The 24,330-nt window shown below is 29.0% G+C and carries 17 protein-coding genes and 8 tRNA genes; 2 read left to right on the top strand and 23 right to left on the bottom strand.

What is annotated here, in order from left to right:
* From T386_RS0102265 to gyrA, 22 genes are all read right to left on the bottom strand, one after another.
* A partial coding sequence (locus T386_RS0102265) for a hypothetical protein (RefSeq protein WP_029513544.1) occupies positions 1 to 209 on the bottom strand: 209 nt, incomplete at its 3' end.
* Between the two features lie 91 nt (positions 210 to 300).
* Positions 301 to 1,047: a signal peptidase II gene (locus tag T386_RS0102260; RefSeq protein ID WP_051622778.1), complete on the bottom strand. Its 747-nt coding sequence runs from the start codon at positions 1,045 to 1,047 to the stop codon at positions 301 to 303.
* A 1-nt stretch (position 1,048) separates the two neighbouring features.
* Positions 1,049 to 3,727: an isoleucine--tRNA ligase gene (ileS, locus tag T386_RS0102255; RefSeq protein ID WP_029513542.1), complete on the bottom strand. Its 2,679-nt coding sequence runs from the start codon at positions 3,725 to 3,727 to the stop codon at positions 1,049 to 1,051.
* A gap of 17 nt (positions 3,728 to 3,744) precedes the next feature.
* Entirely contained in the window at positions 3,745 to 5,322 is a 1,578-nt protein-coding gene (locus tag T386_RS0102250) for a CTP synthase (protein ID WP_029513541.1), read from the bottom strand.
* Between the two features lie 89 nt (positions 5,323 to 5,411).
* Positions 5,412 to 5,487 (bottom strand) — tRNA-Phe (locus T386_RS0102245).
* 4 nt (positions 5,488 to 5,491) lie between these two features.
* Positions 5,492 to 5,568, bottom strand: a tRNA-Asp gene (locus T386_RS0102240).
* A 2-nt stretch (positions 5,569 to 5,570) separates the two neighbouring features.
* Positions 5,571 to 5,646, bottom strand: a tRNA-Met gene (locus tag T386_RS0102235).
* A 37-nt stretch (positions 5,647 to 5,683) separates the two neighbouring features.
* Positions 5,684 to 5,776 (bottom strand) — tRNA-Ser (locus T386_RS0102230).
* A gap of 1 nt (position 5,777) precedes the next feature.
* Positions 5,778 to 5,853: transfer RNA gene (locus tag T386_RS0102225), tRNA-Ile, on the bottom strand.
* A gap of 21 nt (positions 5,854 to 5,874) precedes the next feature.
* A tRNA-Met gene (locus T386_RS0102220) sits at positions 5,875 to 5,951 on the bottom strand.
* A gap of 6 nt (positions 5,952 to 5,957) precedes the next feature.
* Positions 5,958 to 6,034, bottom strand: a tRNA-Ala gene (locus tag T386_RS0102215).
* A 5-nt stretch (positions 6,035 to 6,039) separates the two neighbouring features.
* Positions 6,040 to 6,116: transfer RNA gene (locus T386_RS0102210), tRNA-Pro, on the bottom strand.
* Between the two features lie 166 nt (positions 6,117 to 6,282).
* Positions 6,283 to 7,320: a polyadenylate binding domain-containing protein gene (locus T386_RS0102205; protein ID WP_029513540.1), complete on the bottom strand. Its 1,038-nt coding sequence runs from the start codon at positions 7,318 to 7,320 to the stop codon at positions 6,283 to 6,285.
* A 230-nt stretch (positions 7,321 to 7,550) separates the two neighbouring features.
* Complete coding sequence (locus tag T386_RS0102200) at positions 7,551 to 11,954, bottom strand: hypothetical protein (protein ID WP_029513539.1); 4,404 nt, start codon at positions 11,952 to 11,954, stop codon at positions 7,551 to 7,553.
* Between the two features lie 17 nt (positions 11,955 to 11,971).
* The gene (locus tag T386_RS04455; protein WP_051622777.1) at positions 11,972 to 13,087 is read right to left on the bottom strand and encodes an MAG3090 family protein; all 1,116 of its coding nucleotides are present in this window, start codon (positions 13,085 to 13,087) and stop codon (positions 11,972 to 11,974) included.
* A gap of 534 nt (positions 13,088 to 13,621) precedes the next feature.
* Positions 13,622 to 13,966 carry a variable surface lipoprotein gene (locus tag T386_RS0102190; RefSeq protein WP_029513537.1) on the bottom strand — a complete coding sequence of 115 codons (345 nt, stop codon included), beginning with the start codon at positions 13,964 to 13,966 and terminating at the stop codon, positions 13,622 to 13,624.
* A gap of 133 nt (positions 13,967 to 14,099) precedes the next feature.
* Entirely contained in the window at positions 14,100 to 15,362 is a 1,263-nt protein-coding gene (gene grpE / locus T386_RS0102185) for a nucleotide exchange factor GrpE (RefSeq protein ID WP_051622776.1), read from the bottom strand.
* Between the two features lie 12 nt (positions 15,363 to 15,374).
* Positions 15,375 to 16,376: a heat-inducible transcriptional repressor HrcA gene (hrcA, locus tag T386_RS0102180; RefSeq protein ID WP_029513535.1), complete on the bottom strand. Its 1,002-nt coding sequence runs from the start codon at positions 16,374 to 16,376 to the stop codon at positions 15,375 to 15,377.
* A gap of 169 nt (positions 16,377 to 16,545) precedes the next feature.
* Positions 16,546 to 16,761 (bottom strand): 50S ribosomal protein L31, encoded by a 216-nt coding sequence (gene rpmE, locus T386_RS0102175; protein ID WP_029513534.1) that lies wholly within the window; start codon positions 16,759 to 16,761, stop codon positions 16,546 to 16,548.
* Positions 16,762 to 16,780: 19 nt separating this feature from the next.
* Positions 16,781 to 17,377: a 30S ribosomal protein S4 gene (gene rpsD, locus T386_RS0102170; RefSeq protein ID WP_029513533.1), complete on the bottom strand. Its 597-nt coding sequence runs from the start codon at positions 17,375 to 17,377 to the stop codon at positions 16,781 to 16,783.
* Between the two features lie 208 nt (positions 17,378 to 17,585).
* Positions 17,586 to 19,151 carry an MAG5620 family putative phospho-sugar mutase gene (locus tag T386_RS0102165; protein WP_156935929.1) on the bottom strand — a complete coding sequence of 522 codons (1,566 nt, stop codon included), beginning with the start codon at positions 19,149 to 19,151 and terminating at the stop codon, positions 17,586 to 17,588.
* A gap of 34 nt (positions 19,152 to 19,185) precedes the next feature.
* A complete protein-coding gene (gene gyrA, locus T386_RS0102160; protein ID WP_029513531.1) occupies positions 19,186 to 21,954 on the bottom strand; it encodes a DNA gyrase subunit A in 2,769 nt (922 codons plus the stop codon).
* A 286-nt stretch (positions 21,955 to 22,240) separates the two neighbouring features.
* On the opposite strand from gyrA, the gene gltX reads away from it, so the two are divergent.
* Both gltX and T386_RS0102150 read left to right on the top strand, forming a co-directional pair.
* Positions 22,241 to 23,632 (top strand): glutamate--tRNA ligase, encoded by a 1,392-nt coding sequence (gltX, locus tag T386_RS0102155; protein WP_029513530.1) that lies wholly within the window; start codon positions 22,241 to 22,243, stop codon positions 23,630 to 23,632.
* Positions 23,623 to 24,018, top strand: a complete 396-nt coding sequence (locus T386_RS0102150) for a hypothetical protein (protein WP_029513529.1) — start codon at positions 23,623 to 23,625, stop codon at positions 24,016 to 24,018. The genes gltX and T386_RS0102150 overlap by 10 nt, the downstream gene beginning before the upstream one ends.
* A gap of 95 nt (positions 24,019 to 24,113) precedes the next feature.
* Here the strand turns inward: T386_RS0102150 and T386_RS04295 are convergent.
* Positions 24,114 to 24,330 (bottom strand): hypothetical protein (locus T386_RS04295; RefSeq protein WP_036459938.1); only part of this gene is annotated, 217 nt, incomplete at its 5' end.

Here is a 24,330-nt window from a genome sequence, read left to right as displayed (position 1 = left end):
ACTTTTTCTTTTGGTTGATTAATATCGATTTCTCTCGCCACTTTCTTTAATATATCAATAGCATTTTCATTTTTTCTTTCCAAATCTTCTAACTTACCCAATCCTATTTGATTGCCAGTGCCTTTATTAAAACCGTTTGATATTCCGGCGCAAACATATGTAAAGTCTTTTCTTTTTATTTTTAAAATAATATATCCCGTCTTTTTCATGACAATATTATACCATATTTATCATTGTAATCATTGTAATATTTTATTTTTTATAAAAAAATCTTATATACAAAGTATATAAGACCTCAATTTATGATTGATTTTTGAGTGCTAACTGGGAAACTCAGGATTTTTTGCTGCTTAATTTATTTTTTGCTTGCTCAATCACAATAGGATCAACTAAAAGTTCATTAATCATATTTTCTTCATAAAGATCTTCTTTTGAAGGCATCATAAAGTTCTTTAATATCACATAGAATATTAATAGTGCAGAACCAGCAACTATATATGTGTCTGCAAAATTAAATGTTCCTAGATGTTTATTAGCTCACCTTTCAAGAAATGGTGAATAAATTATATCGAGCACGGTATTGTTATACTTCATTCTATCAATAAAATTGCCCACATCGCCAGCTGCTACTAGTGCACATATTATAATAATACAATTTGATTTAACAAACGATGGCGTAATAAGCAAAAAAACTAACAATAATATACTAATAAAATGTATAAAATTAAAACCTGTTTTTGATAGTTCTTTATTAGAAAAAATTGTAACACCATGATGAGCAACTGATCTAAAACCAATTAGACCATAATCATATACTATACTGGTGTCCCCTTCAAAACCTGAAGCAGAACTAGAATCGGGAATTTTATTAAAAAAGTTATCTTTGGTTAATTGATCAAATAAAAGTAAAATTACAAATAAGCCTACAAAAAGGGCATATTTAATTAAAACTGATACATAATTGTGTTTAAGATTATTAATTCATTTTCTAAAAATGTTTTTAATTTTTATTAAAAATGAATCTTTATTTTGCTCTTGGTTAGCCATACTATTTTTTATCCAATTTACTAATTATTTTTAAACACAATGGGCATAGATCATTTTTAATTTGACTAGGCGCATAATGATTCCAACATCTTAAACATTTAATAGAATCAAAAACTTCAATTTTAGTTTCATTGCCAAATTCGATTAGCCCAACCATAAGTAATTGTTTTAAATCAGTGCTCTTGATAAATTCACTTGGGTTTGAAATTGTCACTTTGGCTTCGTTAGTTCTTTTAATTAAACCTTTTTGAATAGCATTTTCAATCAATAAATTAATTTCATCTTTTAACTTGAAAAACTCTTGTCATTTGTTAAAAAGTGTTTCATCATATTCTTTAGGTTTATCTAATGATTCAAGATGAACGCTTTCTAACTTGTTTTCCTTATTGAAAAATTTATAAGCATCTTCTGCTGTTGTTGGCATTATAGGAGCAATTATTTTGATTAAAAATTCTACTATTTCATAAAAATTCGTAAGGGTCATAATTCTATTATTTGAATTAAACTCTTCAACATATAAAATGTCTTTTGTTATATTTAAATAAAAACTTGATAATTCTACAACATATTTATTGATTAACTTTATAGCATTTAAAAAGTTATATTCATCATATGCCTTATAAATTTCAGCCTTTGTTTTTTCTAATTCATGTTTAATGTATTCATGAATGCCATTTCTTTTAGCCTTGGCATCATATTTAAAACCATTTAAATTACCTAGTAAAAATTTAATTGTATTTCTAATTTTACGATATGTTTCACTGTTTTGATTGATGATATCATCACTAATATTAACATCATTTGTATATTCACTATTAGCAACCCAAAGTCTTAAAATGTCAGCACCGTATTTTTTGGTAATTTTAAGTGGCTCAATAATATTATTTTTGGACTTAGACATTTTTTCGCCCTTAGAATCAAGCACAAAACCATGACTAACTAATTGTTTATAAGGTGCTTTTGAACAATATGCAACCGAGTTAATTAATGAAGAATTAAATCATCCACGATATTGGTCGCTACCTTCAAGATATAAATCATATGGTGGATGGACTTTTTTATCAATCTCAACTGCTAATGAAGTAGCGCCTGAATCAAACCAAACGTCCATAATATCCATTTCCTTGGTATAACCGTTGTTTCTAAATTCAGGTGGCAATAATTCATCAGCTGACTTTTCCCATCAAATATTTGTTCCATATTTTTCAACTAAGTTAATAACATAATCAAAAATTTGAGCATTTATTACTGGTTTATTATCCTTATTATAGAAAATGATAATTGGAACTCCTCAGGTTCTTTGTCTGCTAATAGTTCAATCATTTCTACCGTTAATCATATACATAAGGCGTTTTTTAGCTCAATCTGGGAATGTTGTAATGTTTTCCAATTCATTAAGTAATTGTGGCTTAATTTTGCTGATTGAAACAAATCACTGCGGTGTTCCTCTGTATAAAATTGGTTTATGTGTTCTTCAATCATGCGGGTATGAGTGATGAATTGTATTTTTAGCTAATAAGGCTTTTTTACTAGTTAATTCTTCAAAAATAAGTAAGTTAGATTTTTCATAAAATTGACCTTTATATTTACCTGCTTGTTCATTTAAAACACCGTCATCATCAACGTGCATAATCATATTAAGGCTATTATTTGTTCCAATTTGAAAATCATCTTCACCGAATAAAGGAGCAATATGAACTAAACCTGAACCTGATTCTAAACTTACATGGTGTCCAAAAACAACTGGACAAGTAAGATTATTTAAAATGCTTTTGTATTTTACATCAAGCAATTCGTATGCCATGAATTCGCTAGTAATAGTTGATTGTTTCATGTTGCATGTTTCAGTTACACTTTGATATAGATCTCTTGCTACAATGTAGCCTTGCTTTTGATATTCAAAACGACAATAATTAAATTTTTCGCCAATAGCAATAGCAGCATTAGCTAATAAAGTTCAAGGCGTTGTAGTTCAAATAACTAATTTATCGCCTTTTTTAATTTTTTGAGAACCATTAGTATCAATTATTTCAAATGCCACAAATATTGATGGTGATTCAATATCTTTATATTCAACTTCAGCTTCTGCTAGCGCTGTTTGACTAGTTGGTGATCAATAAACTGGTTTAAGGCCTTTATAAACCAAACCATCAAGCACCATTTTTTTAAATAGTCTCAACTGAGCTGCTTCAAATTTAGGATCTTTTGTGACATAAATCTTTTTAAAATCAGTTAGCAATTGTAATTCTTTAAATTGTGCAATTTGATTTTTTACCTGAATATCAGCATAAGCAGACGCCTTTTGTCTTAATTCCAGAGGAGAAAGATTTTTATAATTTAGTTTAGATTCGGTTAACATTTTAAGTTCAATTGGAAGACCATGTGTGTCTCAACCCGGAACATATGGTGTATAAAAACCTTGCATAGATTTGTAACGTATGATAATGTCTTTAAGTATCTTGTTTAAAGCATGCCCAATATGAATATTTCCATTAGCATATGGAGGCCCATCATGAAGTATAAAAGGAGTATTATTTTTATTTTTAGCAAGGACTTTTTCATAAAGCTTATTATCTTCTCATTGCTTTCTAAAAATTGGTTCTTTAGTAACTAAATTAGCCCGCATTTCAAAATCAGTTTTAGGCATATTTAAAGTTTTTTTCAAATCATCTATATTCATTTAATTCTCCAATATTATTATTTAATTGTTGATTTTAGAAAAGCATCAAATAATTTATTTGACTTTAATACTCTTGTAGTAAATTCAGGGTGGTATTCAATACCAAGATAAAATTTATGATTGTTTAATTCGCATGCTTGTGGAACATTAGTTTTGCATAAAAAGCCTGTAAAATGGAAGTTTTCATCGATTATATCATTAATGTATTTAGGATCTAATTCATATTGATTATGATATCTTTCACTAATAAGATCATTTTGATAAATTGATGCTAATAACGATTGTGGCTTAATATTTATATCATAAGCTCCGATTTTAAATTTATCAAGCTTTTTAAAAAGATACTCACCGTTTTTAAATTCACTTTTATATGCTTCGCTAGTAGCATTAAAAAGTTTTTTGCTTCTGGCTTGTGCTAACACCATCGCTTGATAGCCTTCAAGAATACCAAGGCAAGATACATTTTGATTAGCACAATAATGAGCTAAATGAATCATTACTTCATAATCTTTATAATCAATTCCAGGCAATAAAATTAGGCCAGTATATTGGTTTTGTTTGATATAACTTTCAATTGTATTAGTGCCTAAATTACTTGGCTTAATAAAGTCTATTTGTAAATCAATAGACAAATGAGCTGCTGCAATTTTTAATGAGTGAATAATTGATAAATAAGCATCTTCGAGTGCTATATCAGCGCCACACAATAGTATTTTGCTTTTAGTATTTTTTGAGGCTAAATATTTAGCTAAAAAATCTTCTCAAGGTTTAAAAGCTTGGTTATTAATAGTTTTTTTAATATTAAAATGATTGTAGATTATTTTAAGTAATTTTTGATCTTTTAAATAAATTGGAATTTCATAAATATTTGCTTTATCTGGCACATTAATAACAGTTTCTCTTGGTAAAAATGACGCATCAGCAACTTTACTAATAATCATATTATCAATTTCACCTTGTGAGCGTAAAAGCAAGACATTAGGGTTAATACCAAATGATCTAAGTGAGCTAATTGAAACTTGTGATGGTTTAGATTTATATTCTTTGGATGCTGATAGATAAGGAACAAAAGCTACATGTACAAAAAAGGTTTTATCAGGATACATGCTAGCAAATTTACTCATAGCATAGATGTGTGCCCTACTTTCAATATCACCAACTGTACCACCTATTTCAATTAACATAAAATCAGGTTTATGCTTCTTAGCACAGTTTTCAATAATGCTAATTATTTCATTAGTAACATGTGGCACTATTTGGATAGTTTTGCCTTTATAAAATCCTTTTTTCTCTTTTTCAAAAATTTCTTGATAAATCCGACCACTTGAATAATTGCTTTCTTTTGAAAGATCAACATCAATAAATCTTTCATAGTGTCCTAAGTCAAGGTCACATTTTCAACCATCACTAGTAATATAAACTTCACCGTGCTCAATAGGACTTAAAGCGCCTGGGTCTACATTTAAATATGGATCAAGTTTAAGTGCAAAAACCTTAAAGCCTTGTGATTTTAAAAGATTTCCAATACTAGCAGAAGTTACACCCTTACCTAAACCAGATAACACTCCACCTGTTGTAAATATAAATTTAGTCATAAAATTCCTTTATAAATAATATTGATATATAAATATTATTTTATTATATAAAAAAACTTCACTATTGTGAAGTCAAATTATATATGATATGGTGGCTCCGGCAGGAATCGAACCAGCGACACACGGAGCTTCAATCCGTTGCTCTACCTACTGAGCTACAGAGCCACAATGGCGGTCCAGACGGGAATTGAACCCGCGATCTCCTCCGTGACAGGGAGGCGTATTAAACCACTTTACCACTGGACCAATGGTGGCGGAGGCTGGACTCGAACCAGCGATTTCAAGGTTATGAGCCTTGCGAGATACCAACTTCTCCACTCCGCGATATGTAATCATATGTTTTAGTGTTCTTGCGAACAAATGGCGGGTGATGAGGGATTCGAACCCCCGCGAGCCGTGAAGCTCCTGCTAGTTTTCAAGACTAGTCCCTTCAGCCAGACTTGGGTAATCACCCATGGTGGACCTAACTGGATTCGAACCAGTAACCGACCGGTTATGAGCCGGTTGCTCTAACCGTTGAGCTATAGGTCCATGCAGTTAGATTTCCATATTTGGTAGCGTCGAAGAGAGTCGAACTCTTGACCTTTCGGGTATGAACCGAATGCTCTAACCAACTGAGCTACAACGCCATATAATGGTGGAGGATATGGGATTCGAACCCACCACCTCCTGCGTGCAAGGCAGGCGCTCTAGCCAAATGAGCTAATCCCCCATTAATGGTGAAGAAGACAGGATTTGAACCTGCGACCACTACGTCCCAAACGTAGCGCTCTGCCAAGCTGAGCTACTTCTCCAGCTCTTTTATTACAACGTATAAAAAGCATTATTATTATACAATAGAATAATAATAATCAAAACACATTTTTTAGGAAAAATTTTTGAGTAAATTAGAATTTTTTACTAAATCTTTGATCCAAAAATAAACAAAAATCCCGTGTGGGATTTTTGTTTATGTATGAATTAATATGAACCTTGTCCTTGATTATTATTTGGATATGGATATCCTTGATAATTTCCATAAGGATTAGCTTGTGGATTTGGATTAGGTTGATTGTATTGACCATATGGATTTGGTTGTTGTTGCATGTTTGGTTGACCATAAGGGTTATATTGTCCAGTAGGTTGTTGAGGACCATATTGAGGTTGTTGCATGTTTGGTTGATTGTATTGGCCATATGGATTTGGTTGTGGCTGTTGCATATTTGGTTGACCATAAGGGTTATATTGACCAGTTGGTTGTTGCATATTTGGTTGACCGTATGGATTAAATTGAGCTGTTGCTTGTTGTGGTCCATATTGAGGTTGTTGCATATTTGGTTGACCGTATGGATTAAATTGAGCTGTTGCTTGTTGTGGGCCATAAGAAGGTTGACCATAACCTCCTTGGTTAGTTCCAGCAAGTGCTAATGTTCTATTGCCTGAGCCTCATGTAGGGTTGTAACCAAAATTGCTTATAATTGTTTGTTCTCAATCAGCAATTGCTTTTTCTTCTTCGCTTGGACCATCAATGTATTTATTAATGGCTAATAAAACAGGTAAATAGTGTAAGAAGTTAAAGGCTAATGTTAATTTATGAAAAATTGTAGCAAGTTTGAATGCATTAGGATTCATAGATTTAATAGAATAAACAATGCATAAATATGTTAATAAAAATGCAAATGCAATTGACATTCATATCATAAATAACATACCAAATATTGCTCCGCCTAATGGTAATTGTCCAAGCGCCTCAGGGTCTGGAATACTAAAATTTCCAGTAGGTACAGAAGCATTTTCAAGTGCTTTGTTGGTAAAGAAAGCAAATAAACCAACTAAAGCTAATCATAATGCTAGAATAGCGGCCACTACACCAACTGCTCATCATGTTTTTTTAGAATTGTAATAAAAATTTCACTCTTCTCAACGACTCAAAGCTCCTTTTTTAGGTGGTGTCATACCATAGTTAGAATATCCTGTATTATAAGGTTGTTGGTATTGATTATAATTCATATTATTCATAAGAGATATCGATATCCTTTCTTATATTTTTATATATTAATTAATGTTTTAATTATACAAAATTAATATTAGATTAATATTAAATATTAATTAATTAAATGTAAATTTACAATTTTCTTTATTCTATTGTAAAACAGCAAGATTGGTATTAATTAATACTGATAACAATAAAAATAAAACAAGCAATATTAACTTGCTTGTTTATATTTTTTTTATAGGAATAATTTCAATTATCACTTGTATGGAATAAAGCTGTATGATACACTGCTGTAGTTTTTGCTTGCTCTTAATGCACCAGCTTTATGAGCAAATTTACTTAAGAAGTTAGCATGATCACTTACACCATTAATTTGCATTTGATAGTCAAATTTAAATTCCATTTTTTGACCTAAACCAGGAATGTCTACTGAATAAGTTGTATTAACAGGAATATTTTCAATTCTTCCTATATATGTGTAACCATTTGGATTTGACACTTGGACTTTACCATAAACATTAGCAGGATTGGTTATTTGAACATTGTATTGTTGGAATTTAGCACTAAATTCATCATCTAAGCTTAGTGAGAATTTATCATACGATTTATTTTGAGTTAAGTTATATTCTAGGAATGAATCTAAGTAATCCTCATTAAAGTCTCTGAAGAAAATTGATGATTGATGTGGTTTACGGAATTGTTCAAATTTACCTAATTCATCCTTAAATTTTTCAGTTCAAATCATATTCTCAAAAGATAAAACTTTATATGATTTTCAATCAGAATTATTAACAAGTTTTTTATAAGATAAATCCCAATCATTAGTATGATATCTATCAGTGTGTAAATGCTTGCCAGACATATCTAATAATGAATTAGAATCTTTACAATTTTGTATCCAAGCATTGAGATCAACTGTTGGATTAACTCCGTCATCAGCTCTGGCAAAAGCTCTTTTATCTTCTAAGGTTTCATGCAAAGTATCAACCACTTTGATTCAATAATTATTAATAGGCTTTACAGCAGAGTAATAATTAGATATATCAATAGTATTCCCATTTAAAGCAGTAAACTGATTTAAATCTACATAGATTGAACCAGAAACTGTACTCTTATGCATTCATTTAGTTTGTACTTCTCTCCATCTCCAATTATAAAAATTTTCATCTCAATTTCTATCTCCTTCAAAAACTTTAGAAAAGGTAAATCTTGTATGACCAATTCTACGGTGATCAAGATAACTAGATGTTATACCCAATCCATCGGCTAGGTTTTTTTCTAATGATTGAGAAATTCCTTTGTTGGTATACCCAAAGTTTGCACTTAGAACAAAAGGAATTGGTTTAGCGTAAATACTTCTATTGTTACCACTATTTACTGAGTGGAAGTATTTATTGTTGGTTTTTAAAGCCATTTCGTTTGAAGTGCCGCTAGGGCTAAGAACATTGTTGAAGTAGTGAATCATTTGTGATGCTTTGATAATGTTATTATAAAGGTTGTTTAAATCATCATAATTAGGTGTGATAACACTTTGGTAAAGAACACTTTCAAGGTCATCCGCTTGTTTATCTAATTCAGCAAATTTTTTGTTCATAGTATTTTCTTCAATTAATAATAACATCAAGAAGTTTTCAAATAATGTATCGGTAGTTGAATTGCCATCACGGTTAAAGCCATATCTAGTAGCTTGTTCGTTAATAACATTAGGATCGTCATTAAATTTAACTGCTGTTTTAACATTAGTAAGCATTTTAACTCTATCTGAATAATCGTTTCTTAGACCGATGTTTTTAAGTAATTCAAATGCTTCATATTTAGTTAATTTGTTTAATGAAGCATTTTCATCAATATTATTAGTTACTGTGTTTTTAATTTTTTGCTTCATTAAATCAAAATTGGCATTATTAGAAACATATTCATATATGTTGTTTAATTTAGTTAAAACGTTTTTAATTTTATCAATACTACCGGTTATTGCACTAGTAGTTAAAATATTAAAATCTGATGTGTTCTTGTAGTTTTGGGCTGCTTTTTCAGCACTAATCACGCCTTTAATTTGAGCATTATCGTCAATTAATTGACTTTTAGCTTTATTCATAATTGAATTAGCAGAATCTTTTAAATAGAATAAGGCTGATTCAGTTGATGAATACGCACTGTTAACTTTCTTGAGTAATGAAAGTATTTCAGGACTGCTACCAATACCAGAAGCTGCATTATAGAAATTCTTTCATGAATTATAATAAGCAACTTTGTGTGTTCATATAGCATTTTGTGATTCATCAAATAGTTGTGAGTATTTTTCTAGTGTTGTTGTAGCATAATCATCAACTTTTGAATAGATTTTTAATGATCTATAAAATGCATTATTTAAAGCAACATCAAGATCATTTTGCTCGTTTTGGTAATTAATAGGATTAATAATGTTTTTAAGTTCAACAATCCGGTTGTCTACTTTTTTAAGTAATTGTTCGTATTGTTTGTGCTTTTCATCAAGAATCTTGGTGTTTTTAAGAGCAAGATTCATAAAGTTATTAGCATAGTTTAATAATCCAGCAATTGAATTGCTGCTTGATGAAAAGTCATCATATTGATTGAATTTAGATGAAGTTGAAGTTGTTAAACTGTCACTAATTCAGTTAGGATTAAGTTTAGCTGCTTCTTCATTAATTTGATCTCTAACTTCTTTGGCATCTGTAAAGTCAAAGAATCCATGTAATAAGAAGTTCTTAGTTAATTGCACAGCAGAGTGTGCTTTTCCTTCATAAAGACCATTAAGCGAACCTCAAACTGCTTGATTATTTTCTCATTCAGGAATTCTATTATTAATAGCTTTAATTGTTGAATTAACTGCGTTTAAAAAAGTTTCATATCTAGCGTTAATTGAATTATTTGCAGTAGCATCATCTTCAAATAACATTTTAGCTACATCTAAACCTTTAATTTCATTATTAACTTGAGTATCAAGACCAAGGATAGCAAGGAAATTAGTGGTATCAATATTTTTATCAACTTTATCAAGATTGGTTTGATTTAATTTAGATTCAAAACTAGAAAGTGTACTCTTAATTTGACTATATCAATCGCTAGCTTTTCTTCCTTGTAATTCAATAGCATAGTTTGAAGCTTGCGAAGCGTCAAAAATCGATGTAGTAGTATTTAAGCCAAGTGATTTAGCTTTTGAAACTGTATTATTATATATTTCCAAAATAGGTGTGACATCTTTTTTGAAACCTTTAATTAAATTAAGTTGGTTTTTGTGTAAATTAGCAAAGTGTTCAAGTAAATCATTTCTTTCGCTTTTAACACCTGCAAAAACGTCGTGCACTTGCGATACAACATTATTATAATTATCTAATGATGCAGAAGCAAATTTAGTTAATATTTCCTTTGCATAAAATGAAGATAAAGCAGTTGGTGAAACTTTTTCATTATCTAATGATTGTGCTAAATTACCTTTGGTGCTTACAGCCTTAGAAACACTTTTTAGTGATTTAATGAAAGCTGATGATCCATCAGTAATTGTGTCTCATCAATTCATTGTTTTTTCACTCATTTTAAGTTTATCGCTTGAATCATTTAAGCCTCTTGAATATCTCACATTATCATTAATATGAGTATATACAGCATTTCATAATTCTGAACTTCATTTAGTAGCATTATTTAAGAACTTCATGCCACCTAATCATGCGGCTTTAGTTGATTTATCATCAAGACCAAAACCTTTACTTAGTGCTTTTTCAAGGTATTTAGATAAATTAGTAGATTGTGAACTATTAATTTGAGACATAGAACTATCAAAAGCATTATATAAAGTTTTTAATTCTTTCAATGCATCTGAAAACTTCTTGCCTTCATTTGCATTTTGTGAAGAATATTTAAGTTCAGTATCATTTAATTTTTTCATAAATGCTTCATTATCATTTATGTTTGAACTTAAAGAAGCCATATTTTCCAATAAAGCTTGTGTATCATAGTAATTAGTTACCAATGAATTGAAAAGAGGGTTTATATCTGAACCAAATGTTGAAGCTTTAATTCTTTCAGCTAATTTTTGAAATTTACCATTACCAGTAGTAGCCACAGGAGCACCCATAAATGTTTGCCCTCTTAGTTCTTTAAGTAAGGCTTTAAATTCATTAGATTCTTTCGTACTGAAATGATTATAGTATGGATTACCTAAATGATGACCAAATCTATAACTTTTAATATTGTTAGATTTAATTTTATCAGTAAATTTTAAGACTTCTTCACCTGTTTCAGAATCAGTTTCTTTTGTATAAAAGTCTTTATAAAATGCTCCAAATCTTTTTAATTGCTCAATACCGTGATTATAAACTGGCGAAATTGAATCAACTAATGTATCAGTTAATGAGTCCAAATTGCTTTTTATTTCAGAATCATCAATAGATTTTTTAAGATCTTGAATTGATTGTTTTGCTCTTTTTATCTTATTAGCAACACTTTCTTTATCATTTTCATCACCATAAATAGCTTTTCAAAGTTCATTATATTCAGTTTCTAATTCATGAGCATAATAGTTGAATTGATTTTTATCTTTAATAGCCAATGTAACTGAAGCAATTGATGTAGCTAAAGCTAATACACCAGTTGCACCTAATACTAAACTACCAACAAAAACTTTTTTACTTCTCATATTTTCCTTTCCTTATCCTAAGCAAATACACTAATTGCATTTGTATAAGTTAATATAGCTAATAAATTTAAAACAATGATCAATATCATAACAACTGAAAAACTAACTAATAGAGCAAAAGCTGTATCTTCCTTTTTTCTCTTATTTTCAAAGTAGCTAGTAATCATTTCAGGTTGGTAAGCCATTGGTAAATTTGTGGTGCTTGAATAAATTTGAATCATTCCACCTTGTTGTGGTTGCATTTGCACAGGGAAGTTATTATATTGTGGTTGTTGAACTGGATAATATTCATTTGTTCTGTAAAGATCAATAGCATTAGTACTTTGATACATATCTTGTTGTGGCATTTGAACATTTTGTTGAGCATAAGGATCATATTGCTCAGGTTGTTCAGGCGCTACATTTTCCATTGGTTGATTTACAGGAATTTCAGCAGATTGTTCTGCTTGTGCTGCTTCAACATTATCAACAACTGCTGTATTAGAATCAACAGGCGATTCGGTAGCTTCTTGTGCTGGGGCATTTTTAAGGTTTTCTATCTCATTAGTAATTTTTTCAAAATTATCTTTTTCATTAGCTAAAGCTTCTTTTAGGTTAGCTATTGTTTCACTAGCAACATCATTTTGGTTTTGTAATTCAGCAATTTTAGCTTCAAGATTAGCCTTAATTGAAGTCAAGTCAATATATGAAGCGTTCGATTTTCTTTTCATTTCAAGATCAGCTGGGAAATATGTTTCAGGATCAGCTTCTTGAATAAAATCAAGATCTTTGAGTTGTTCTTCAATCTTTGATTTATATAAACTTCTCGTTCACAACGATGGGTGAATATTAAAGTCTGCACAAATTTCTTCGTATGATTCGCCTCCATCAAAACCTGAAACTTTTGGAATAGCTAGAAACTCTGTTGATTTAGAAGCTTCATCAGCTGATAAGTAAGCTATTTGACCTGAAAAAATACCTTCACCATTTTGGAATCAAATATAACTTTCATAATTGAGATTTAAATACCAATTAATAGCATCTCTTCTTTCTTTAAAACGAGCCAAGTTTTGTTTCTTAATTTTTGGATGTTTTAAAATTCAAGGATAACCGTCTTTATTTTTTTTATCGAAAGAAAGGGTTAGTCTTTTCATATCTTTCCTCTCCTTAATTTATTTTCTAAATTTAAAATCAAATTTTACTTCACAAAATTTAAACAATTCACTTTAAAATAGTTTTAATCAAAAAAACGTATAGACAAAAATGAACTGAAATAAATTTTTACTTATAAAGTCAATACATAGTATTTAATACTAATATTAACTATTGAAATTATAATATAAATAAAAACTTTTAATTTTTAAAAGGAGTGGAAAATAACAAAAATTATTTTTATTCCTATAAATAAGAGTTAAAAGAAAAAAATAGGTAATTTTAGTTATTTAAAGCAAAAATTGACTAATATGACTTTAAAATAGCATTAAATGAAAAAATTATTTTTAAAAATTTTAGATGTTAAAAATAGCATATTTATATAATAAAATCATTTTATAAATTTATGTTCAAATTTTATAATGATTAAATACTGCCTTCTTGCTTTGATTTAATCATTAAAATAACCTGCCAAACACTATGAATTATTAATAAAAAAACATTGAGTTAAATAACCTCAACGCTTTTTAATTTTTCTATACTTTTTTAAACCCTGTTAATTTTAATGAAACTGTTTTGACTACATTTTCCTTTATGACTTTAACATTTACTGTAAGCTCACTTTTAGAATCATCAGCTTTAAGTGTAATATCAGCTTTAGTTAAGCCATCTGGAATAATAATATTAAGCTGATCTAATTTAACATCAGAAGCCTTAATTTCTGCTACTTTTACTTCTTCTTTTACTTCAACTTTAATTTCTTTAACTAATTCATCCAAAGTTTTACCAGATGAATCTTCTTTTTTACAACTTGCTGCAATAAAAGGCATAGTTAATATTGGAGCAAGGAGGCTAGTAAACAATAATTTATTCTTTTTCATTTTGTATATATCCTTATAAATAATCATTTTTAATTTACATCATTGTATTAAAACTTTTACAATTATATAAAGTATTTTTGTGAATTAAAAATAAAACACATCTATATACATTAAATATGTTCTAATTTTAAAATTATTTTAAGTTTTTTGAAGCTGCTGCTTTTGCTCTTTCAACAGCCTTAGTCTTTGCTGAGACTTTTTTAGGTTTGTCTTCATCGGTTGCTGTTGCAGTTGTTTTTTTAGCTTTATCAACGGTTTTTGATTCTTCTTTAATTTTCATACTGCTTCTAATTTTCTCTTCGAGGGTATGAATTACGCCAGGGGTTTTATGATAAGCATCATCGCCATCTTCTTCAATTATTCTCTTAGCTTGTGGATCACTTGATTGAACTGTTGTATCAACTAATGCAACCTGTAAAACACGATCATGTAATTTAAATGCTGGTGAATGTATATTAATAATAGTATTAGTTGGCAATTTATCATCGATAAATTGTTCATTTACTTTTTGGTATGAAGGATCAAATGTTTCACCTTCAGTAGGTTTTATTTCAACGAGTCCATATTTTTTTAATAACTCGTCAAATTGTCATGTAATCATTCTATAACCTTTTGAAAATGCTTTGAGTTTAGGATCGTCTAAAATTTCAGCTTCTTTATCAACTCTTTCGCTAGTTACTTTGTAAAATTTATAATAAGCCACAAATTCTTCAAAAAACTTTTGAAGTGCGTATTGCTCAACTTCTTTTTTCAATTCTTTTGGAATAGTTAAAGCCTTAGGAGCGGCTTTGGCTTTTTGAATTTCTTCTTTAAGAACTTTGATTTGCTCGTTTAATTCTTTATTTTCTTGATTTAATTTTTCTATTTCAGCACTGTTAGTTGGTGTAGCAGAATCATTATTAGGAGCAGTTTGCTTATTCGTTTTTGAATTTAATAATTTCTTTTCTAATTCATCTTTTTGTTTTTGCACCATCATAAGTGAATTGTGAGCATTTTTGGCTTCATTTTTAGTAAGTTCAATAACTTGTGACTGTTCTTGATAGTCTTTTTTGATTTCAGAAACTTCGTTTTGCAATGAAATGATTTTAGTTTCAAGGTCACTCTGACTTTTGCTAATATAATCTTTAACATCAATTAAAAATCTAATATCTTGGTTTCTATATTTTTCAAGTGGATATTTTTTATCAAATGAAATAACAAAATCATAGGTGTCTTCAAGATTTCTACCAATAAAGTTTTCGTCAAAGTCAGGTATAAATGAATTTTGTCCTAGTACAAGTGCAAAATTATTTTTGGACAATTCCTTAGACATACCACCATTATTTGTATAAACATGTATATCAAGAATTAATTTATCGCCTTGCTCTAAAATAATGTTATTAAATTTTGAATTCATATTCTCTCCTAATTATTTTTCTTCTTTTATCAACTCTTCAAGCAATTCCAGTGCCGACAGACATTTTGCATAGTTCATTCTATTTGTTCCAACTAATGATATTTCTTTAATTTTAGCATTATCTAATTTCTTAGTAATAAAAGTACTATGATCGCTTCTAATTGCTATTTTTATATTTTGATTATCAACTGTTTCTGATTGAATGATGCGCCAAATTGATTCATTTTCTATTGTATAAAGAATTTGCAATAAATCATGTCTAGAAATATCATCAGCTAATATAATGTTGTTTTTTCCATACACTGTGTTTTTATTTACAAATTCAAAGTCAAAGACTTGATTAACAAATTCTTCAAGCAACGTCTCATAATTTTTAATAGATTCAGAAAGAATAGGGCCGAGAGATTTAACTGACGAAGCGAGAGAAGTTAATAATGCATTGTTTAATCTCTGGTTAAAAATTTTTGTTGCTATTGATAGATCTTCCATTGAATATTGATGTGAATCTATAATGATTTGGTTGGTAGTTGTTTTGCCATATGAATCTGTAATTAATACTAAACCCTCATGGTCTGAAATAGGCACAAGTTGTATATTGTTTAATGTAGCATCTTCATTTGATTCAGTTGTTACTAATGTTACACCTATTGATTCGGTAATAATTTTGGCAACTTCATCAACCGTATTTTCAACTGAAACTCTGCGACGCGCAAAAATATCTCTTAATCTAGATTTAAATATGTCAACATTAGGTTTAGTTAAATATCTAGCATAATATTCATAACCCTTAGCGGATGGAATTCTGCCACTTGATGTATGAGTTTTTTCTAAATATCCTATGTTTTCGAGATCATTCATAATGTATCTAACTTTTGCACTAGAAAAATTAAGATCAAAAGATTCGATTAAACCCTGTGAGCTAACAGGATAACCATTTTCTATATACATCTCAACAGTACACTTAAGCACGTTTTTCATATCATCTGAAAGTTTGATATCATCATTGTAATTCATAATTTATATTATAAATTATTTTTAGCATTTTAAGCATTTGAGTGCTAAAAATGATTAGTTTATTTATTTAACTGTTTTATAGGTATTTAAGCAAAATATAATATGAACAGTTACAACTAGCACCAGCAAGAGTGCTAAAAAAAGAGCGCTTAGCTCTTTGTTTATAAAATTATTGTTTTTTAGATTTTTTAGCAAGTCTTTGATTAAATTTATCAACCATACCAGTAGCTTTTGTTTTAGTTCTATCACCTGTATATACAACGTGGCAACCAGAACAAACATCAATTGAAATACTTTTCATTGTTGAACCAAACTTAAATTTTTTACCACATGTTGAGCACGCAGCATCAACAACGTGATATGCTGGATGAATATCTTTTTTCATAATAATATCTCCTTATTTACTATTTTGAATAGTGTTCAATCACAAAGTTTTCTTTAACGTTTGTATTTAGTTCACTTCTATCTGGTAGTCTATCAAATTTTGCTGAAAAGTTTTTAACTGTTAATCAAGCAGCAGCTGGTTTTGATTCAATAGTTGCTTTGATTAATACATTATTTTGTGATTTAGTTTTCAATGTAATTGTGTCACCCACTGAAATGTGCATTGAAGGAATATCAGCGTTCTTGCCATTTAATTGGAAATGACCGTGAGAAACTAATTGACGTGCTTGTCTTCTAGTTGAAGCAAAACCCGCTCTAAATACTAAGTTGTCAAAACGACTTTCAAGTAATTGGAGTAAGTTTGTACCAGCAACACCTTTCATTTTAATAGCACGTAAATATACTTTTTTAAGTTGTTTTTCGCTTAGACCATAAATGAATCTTAGTTTTTGTTTTTCATATAAATGTTGACCGTAGTCTGACAATTTAGCACGTTTATTCCCGTGTTGGCCTGGTGCATAAGTACGCTTTTTGCCTTTTGAAAATTCTTTATCATTTTCAAGAAGTGAAATTCCATAACGACGAGACTTTTTGAAAATTGGCCCTAAATATCTCATATTTTTCCTCTTTCTGCATACAAACATAAAAAGGGATAATTCCTCTCTTTATAATATTATTTTAATGATTTCGGTTTATCAGCAACCTTACTTTCAAATCCAATGAAATAATATAATTTAAAAAAATAATTATCTGCTGTTAATATGCTTTTTAATTTTAATATAAAATCAATAAAAATGAAGCAAAAAATATAGGTGGCAAAAACCTTTATTTTGTACTTTCAATTTCGTCTTGATTTTGATTGTTTTGGATGTTTTCAGTTTTGCTTTTAACATTTTTTAATCATTTATTTAAATTAAGTTTATATTTAAACAAATCAAATCTTCATGGAAAGGTTTCTTTATTATATTGATAACACATTTGATATTCAATAACTAAACTAGCAATAGTATAGTCATAATAAATAATAATTGCATGGCGTTTTTTGGTTGAATATAGTCTTAATAGTGCATATTTATCATGTGTTCAAAATTTAAAAACTTTAATTTGGTTAAAATCTTTAAATTGGTGATAATTATTAGTTATTAAGGACACTAAGTCAGGAATTAATTCATCATCAAATTTGATAATTTGCTTCTTATATTGAATTTTTCCAAAATTCTCACATAATTGATTGTATTTGAATGAAAGCAAATTATTACGATTAGTATAACTGTTGAGCATTCAAACCAAACAAATCAGAAAATAGAAATTATTTAATTGTTTTGAATATCTAGGATTACCATTAACTTGGTCAAAAGTATATGCAAACAAACAATTTTCATCATTAATTTTTTGAGTTAAATTGCTGTGATTATAAAAATAATATTTAAGTCCATATTGCTTCAATAAATCAAGTAATTGATACGACACATTAGGCGAAACCAATACAAAAAGATTTTTAATATTCACTGTTTGAGAGCGCTTAAGCTCTTCAATTAAAAAGTCTAGATATATTAAAACAATTTCATTTAAATTAAGTTTTTTGAGCCTAAGGTCTAAAAATAAATTAACTATTAAATTTGAATAGGCATCAATGTTTATGATACTTTGATAACCTTTGCGAACACTTGAATCAGTTCTGAAAATGCTGTATCAAAGAGTGTTAATTTTAGAAAATAAATTATCTTTTTTGATTAAAAAATTAGCAGCATAATTGCGAAATAGTTCACTTAATAATTCAGTTGTATAATCATCATTTGTAATTGCTATATTATTTGAAATGTATCTAGGTTTAACATTAACGAAATCTTTTAATATTTCATTTTTAGATGCTTGCTCGATAATTAAATTTTTTAAATTAAGAAATTCAATAGTTGGTTCAAAAGGCATATTATCAATTGTAGTTTTAGAATCATTTTGGTATGAATCATAGATTTGTTGTAATTGTAAATTATCAAGATAATCATTTGTTTGGGAATTGAAAATTTTAATGCTAATTGAATCGTTTTTCTTGCTTACTATAATTTTTATTAAATAATTGATATTGAATTTTTTTAGTGCTATTAAATCAAGCGATATATCTGTACTATATGTTGAATCGTATGAATATACTTTCAAATTTTTTACTGATGGGATGTTTTTTATTAATTCAACTGTTTTATAGCCTTTTTGATTGCCTTGATAACTAAGTAAAATGCTTGAATTTTGTTCCTGATTTAAATAATTAAAAATTTGTTCAAGTAAAAAAGAAAAAGAAAAATCATTAATTGGATTTTTCTTGTATATTTTTAAAAGAAGGGCACAATTGCAGATAAACAAAGTATTTTTTGCTTCCTCTTGTTTCAATTCCATGTTTGCCTCATTTTTAAGTATATTATTGCTTATATTATTCTTCATCAAAGTCTATTTCACTGGTTTTTTCATCAATTTCACCATGATCAAGAATTATTTCTTGAGTTTCTGCTTTAATTTCATCTAAGATGTGATTTGCCGCCTGCGCTGCTTCTGGATCAGTTTTATCATCAATTTTAATAATTTCAACGGCTTGAATTTCTTCTTTTTTCTTAAGATTTATTAATTTAACACCTTTTGTTGCTCTGCCTGTAATACTAATTTGGCTAATAGCAGTTCTAATGGTTAAACCACTGGTTGTAATAATAAGCAACTCATCCTGTGGATTTACAAAACGAGCAAATACTAAATTTCCGGCTGTTTTAGCATTAATACCCATAACACCCTTACCACCACGACGGGTAAGTCTAAATAAACTATGATGTGTTAATTTACCAAAACCATATTTACCAATAGTTAAGACTAATTCACCTTCAGCACTGGTTGATGAAGAAATACATAATTGATCTTCACTTAAATTAATACCTTTAACACCTGTTGCAATTCTAGACATTGGTCTAAAGTCACTAGAATTAAATTTAATTACTCTTTGTTCATTATTAGCTAAAAGAACCAATTCATCATCGCCTAAAATAGAAGCTCTGATTAGCTCATCACCTTCTTTAAGATTAAAGGCATATTTACCACTGACATTAATTCTTTCATATTCACTTAATTTAGTTTTTTTGATAATACCAAACTTGGTTGTTGTAAATAAATATCTATTTTCAGAATAATCATCAACAGCTAACATAGAAATAACCTTTTCACCTTCATCGGTTTTTAATCTTGGAATAATGTTGATGAATGAAGTGCCTTTTGACTGTCTAGTTAATTCTGGAATAGCATGAGCTCTAATTCTATATACACGTCCCTGATTAGTAAAAATTAATAAATCAGTGTGTGTTGTTGTTGTAATGATTGATGAAATGTCATCATCATTATAGGTTTTCATAGTAGTTATACCAACACCGCCACGTCTTTGACTTCTGTATTCATCAAGATCAATTCTTTTAACGTATCCATTAGTGCTAGTTGTTATAACTATATCTTTTTGTGGAATTAAATCTTCATCGTCAATTGAACCTAATGCACTAGTGTCAATTTTAGTTCTACGTTTATCACCGTATTTTTCTTTAATTTCATTTAACTCTTCCACAATTAAGTCAATTAATAAATCATGGCTGTTCAAAATTTTAGTTATTTTATCTATTTCAAGGCCTAGAAGTCTCATTTCTTCAAGCATACTATCAATAGCAAGTCCTGTTAATCTACCAAGACGCATATCGACTATTGCCTTAGTTTGTTTTTCGCTTAAATCAAATCTTTTTGCCAAATTATTTTGAGCCTCTTGATCATTTTTTGAGGATTTAATAATTTGAACAACTTCATCAATGTTCTCAACTGCTATCTTAAGACCTTGTAAAATATGCATTCTATCTTGTGCTTTTGCTAAATCGAATTTTAATCTTCTAGTTACTACTTCTTCTTGATGTTTGAGATAAACTTCAAGGGCATACTTAATATTTAATAATTTAGGTTCGCCATCAACAAGTGCTACAAAGTTCACATTATAATTGGCTTGCAAAGGAGTTTGTCTGTATAGTTTATTCAAAATAATCTCAGGAGCTTCGCCTTTTTTTATATCAATAACAATTCTAATGCCGTCTCTATTTGATTCATCCCGTAAGTCATGAATACCTTCGATAGTTTTGTCTTTCATTAATTGAGCTATTTTTTCAATAATGGCAGTTTTTCTAATTTCATAAGGAATTTCAGTCACAATAATTTTGCTTTTTCCATTATTTAAATGTTCTATTTTAGCCACTGATCTTACTGGAATTGAGCCTTTTCCGGTTGTATATGCTTCTTTAATACCTTTGGTACCTAAAATTATTGCTCCAGTAGGAAAATCTGGGCCGGGCATATATTCCATTAACTCATCAATAGTAATGTCACTATTTCTTGCAAGAGCCACAGTTGCATCAATAGCTTCACTTAAATTATGTGGTGGAATGCTTGTAGCCATACCAACAGCAATACCTGAGCCACCAGTTACAATTAAGTTAGGAAAACGCGAAGGTAAAACAGAAGGTTCTTTTTCACTAGCATCATAATTATCTACAAAATCAACAGTATCTTTTTTAATACCTTCTAACATTTCGCCAGCTAGTTTAGACATTCTGGCTTCTGTATAACGCATAGCAGCTGCTTGGTCACCATCAATAGAACCAAAGTTACCATGACCATCAACAAGTGGATATCTCATTGAAAAGTCTTGCGCCATTCTAACCATAGCTTCATAAACAGATGAATCACCATGAGGGTGGTACTTACCTAATACATCACCAACAATACGAGCACTTTTACGATGTTGCGTACCAGCTGTAATTCCTAATTCGTTCATATCAAATAAAATACGCCGGTGTACTGGTTTAAGTCCATCACGCGCATCTGGCAAAGCACGTGAGACAATAACACTCATAGCATAGTCTAAAAATGAAGTTTTCATTTCTTTGGAAATTAAAATAGGTACAATTCCATCTTTTTCACTTTCTAATAATTGAGGTTGCACTTGATACTCTGGTTTATTTTGCGGAATAAACTCGTCACTGTCCTCTGTTTTTTCTTCCTTTGGTTTTTTAAATGCTATAAATAATTCACTTGATTCCTCTTGCTTTTCGTCATAAGATTCTTCATCTTTATTGTCATCTTTTAGGTCTATTAATTCTTGCTCATTTTTATCATTATTTTTTTTAGACATAAGCACTCCTTAAATTAATATTAAGTTTAAAATATATATAAATATAATTATTTAATTATACTGTAAAAAGTCAAAAACGAAAGGGCAAAAAGTGAGTCAAAACATAAGGCTTTTGAGACAAGCAAAATTTACTAATTAGACTATTTTATAGTTTTAATATGAAACTGACAAAAATCTAATACTTGTTAAATACACACTAAGCATTCCCTAAATATCGCTTTTTAATCTAATAGTATAAAATATAATAATTATTGCTTAAATATATGAAATAAAAAGGAATATTTTTATGAACAAAATTAGAACTAGATATGCGCCAAGTCCTACTGGTTATTTACATATAGGCGGTGCTAGAACAGCTTTATTTTGCTATCTTTATGCTAAACATTTTAATGGAACATTTGTTTTTAGACTAGAAGATACTGATGTTAAAAGAAATGTGACTAATGGAGAAAAAAGTCAATTAGAAAATCTTGCTTGATTAGGAATAGTTCCTGATGAAAGTCCTCAAAAACCTAATCCTAAATGTGGTGCTTATCGTCAAAGTGAAAAACTTGATAGATATAAGGAAATTGCTAATGAATTATTAAATAAAGGTTTAGCCTACAAAGCTTATGATAGCGCGGATGAATTAGAAAAACAACACGCTGAATCAGATGCCAAAGGTATAGCTTCATTTAGATATGATAGAAATTGACTCAAAATTAGTGATGCTGAAAAAGCTAAAAGGGATAAAGCAGGTCAATATTCCATCCGCTTTGCAATGCCTAATGATGTTGTATATGAATGAGATGATATAGTGAGAGGCAAAATTAGTTTCGCATCTAATGATATTGGTGACTGAGTTATTTTTAAATCTGATGGTTATCCTACATATAATTTTGCAGTTGTTGTAGATGACCACGATATGGCTATTAGTCATGTTTTAAGAGGTGAAGAACACATCACTAATACACCTAGACAATTAGCTATCTATGAAGCGTTAAATTGGAAGGCTCCACAATTTGGACACCTAACAGTTATAACAAATATGGATGGTAAAAAGTTATCTAAAAGGGATACTTCATTAAAACAATTCATTGAAGATTATAAAAATGATGGTTATATTCCTGAGGCTATATTTAATTTTTTAGCCTTGCTTGGATGAACAAGTGAAGACAGTGCTGAAATAATGACTAATGATGAAATAATAGCAAAATTTGATCCAGCACGATTGAGCAAATCACCTTCTAAATTTGATATTAAAAAGATGCAATGATTTTCAAAGCAGTATATAAAAAATATGTCTAATGAAAAAATTATTAAGCAATTAAACTTTATAGATAATGAATGAATTAATTTATTCACTGATACATATAAGCAAAGTGTTTATACACTAAAACAATTAGTAGAAGAAAAAGCTAATTATGACAAGCCAAGCAATATTGAGCCAGTAATCGAAGCTAAGGATTTTAATGTAATTAAAACCTTCAAATCTGAACTTGAAAAAAGAAAATTTACAGTTGAATTAATACAAGAAGCTATTAATGAAACAGCCAATAAAACAGGTTTAAAAGGAAAAAATTTATTTATGCCTATTAGATTAGCAACCACTTATATTGAACATGGCCCCGAGCTTGCTAAATCAATATTTTTATACGGTGAAAAATTGATTAAAGAAAGATTAAAAAAATGAAAATAACTTTTAAATCGTTAGTCACTAGTGGCAATGATAAGGATATCAAAATTGAACTTGAATTAGATGCTAATTTTGAAATTGCTAACATAGATAATGAAGAATACAAAGTTTACACATTTAAAGAACCTGATACAAATGTAGCAACTAGAATGGAATTCTCTAAGACTAAGCTGAATATATTTAGAGAAGAGTCATCCTTATTTTTTAGCTTGAACGAAAGAAATACATCATCAACGATAATGGTTGCTGGTAAGCCATTCCAAGTTATTACTTTTTTAAAAAGTCTTGACTATGAAAAAAATAAGGCTCATTATCAAATATATTTAAATGATGATAAAGATGGCGATTTCTTAGCTAGCGACTGTGCTATTGAATTAGTTATTAAATAATAAAAAACAGAAAGGGTTTCCCGAGTTTCCCAGTTGAAAATTTAAAAATTCCATATAAACCTTATTTATAGGCTTATATGGAATTTTTGGTATTTTTAATTACAATGTAAAACTTTCTCTATTATTTTAAAATTTGAATAATTTTCAGCATTGCTACCACTATTTTCGTACCATTTTTCAATAATAGTTCCATCTATTTTTTTAACAAACACATTTGCAGAATTAACAGCTTCAATAAGTGAATTATTTGTAAATTTATATATAACACCTTCATCTTTCATTTTTTTATTTAAGATATATAGTGTAAATTTC

This window comes from Mycoplasmopsis primatum ATCC 25948 (assembly GCF_000702785.1).
GTDB classification, from domain to species: domain Bacteria; phylum Bacillota_I; class Bacilli_A; order Mycoplasmatales; family Metamycoplasmataceae; genus Mycoplasmopsis; species Mycoplasmopsis primatum.
Note: the sequence above shows the minus strand (reverse complement) of the source record. Positions and strands in the feature narration are given on the sequence as shown.